Consider the following 1,091-nt stretch of genomic DNA (forward strand, 5'->3'; position numbering starts at 1 on the left):
CTGAACCTCGATCCACCGCGTGAATTCTGATCACGGGTGTCGGGCGGTTTCTGGGTGTTTCTTCGGGATGCGGGCAGCGGCGAGTGCCGGGTGGCCGTCCGGTGCGGGGTCTCCGAGGTCTTTCGGGTCGTGAGCGGACAGGGGCGGTCGCGTGGATCAGGTGACCATGCGCTGCCCGGTCGCCGTCCACAGGTCGGTGAAGTCGTCTGCCCAGGGCCAGAGTCGGGGCAGGTGGAGGGTGAGGCGGCGGGCGCCGGTGGCGATCCGGGCCGGGATGTGGATCAGGTGGCGGCGGATGGTGCCGGTCCGTGCCCTGGCGTGGAAGGTGGAGGCGAGGTGGCCGGCGGCCCGGGTGAAGTTGTAGGCGGTGGCGGCGAGGGTGAGCCAGGCGGCGTTCGCGGTGAACTTCCCTGACGGCAGGTGGGCGAGCGCGGAGTCTTCCAGGTCGGCGAAGACCTGCTCGACCTGGGCGTGTTCACGGTGCATGGGTTCGGCCTGGGCGAGGATGAACGGGCTGTCGGTGAAGATGACGTGGTGGCGCCAGACGCCGAACAGTTCGACCTGCCCCTCCGGCACGCTCTTCGGATTCAGCCGTTTCACGCGGCGCACGATCAGCCGGGCACGTGTGTGGAACGCCCTCTTCTTGCTGGTGAACGCGGTGAAGGGGACCTCGGCGATCTCCGCGTCGGAGATCCAGCGTTCCTCGGCCGCGTCCCACACCGCACTCGTGTACTTGATCGGCGTCCAGGCGGACTCGTCCATGCCCGCGATCGCCTCCCGGATCGTTTTCCTCACCGCTACGCCCAGCGAGAAGTGCGCGCCCGCCTTCCGGCACACGTCGACCATCTTGTGGGAGAAGTACGCCGAGTCCGCACGCACGATGATCTTCGCGGTGATGCCCATCGCCCGCACCGTGGCGAGGGCCTCGCGCAGCAGGCTCGCCGCCCCCTTGCCGGAGCCTGCCGAGCCCTTGCGCAGCCGGGTGGCCACGATGACCGGAGCACAGGCTGCGGTCTTGACGGTGACGATCTGGAAGTGCAGGCCGCGCTGCTTGGTGTAGCCGAACGAGGCGCCCTGCTTGGCCGGCCCGT

General features: G+C 69.0%; 1 protein-coding gene. It reads right to left on the bottom strand.

The genetic code is table 11. The features are described 5' to 3' along the window. Window positions 1–156 precede the first annotated feature (156 nt). Window positions 157–1,091, bottom strand: a 935-nt coding sequence (locus ACZ7DE_RS41015; protein ID WP_470769656.1) for an IS1380 family transposase, incomplete at its 5' end; no start/stop codon positions are given.

Source organism: Streptomyces sp. NPDC037083 (genome assembly GCF_055606485.1).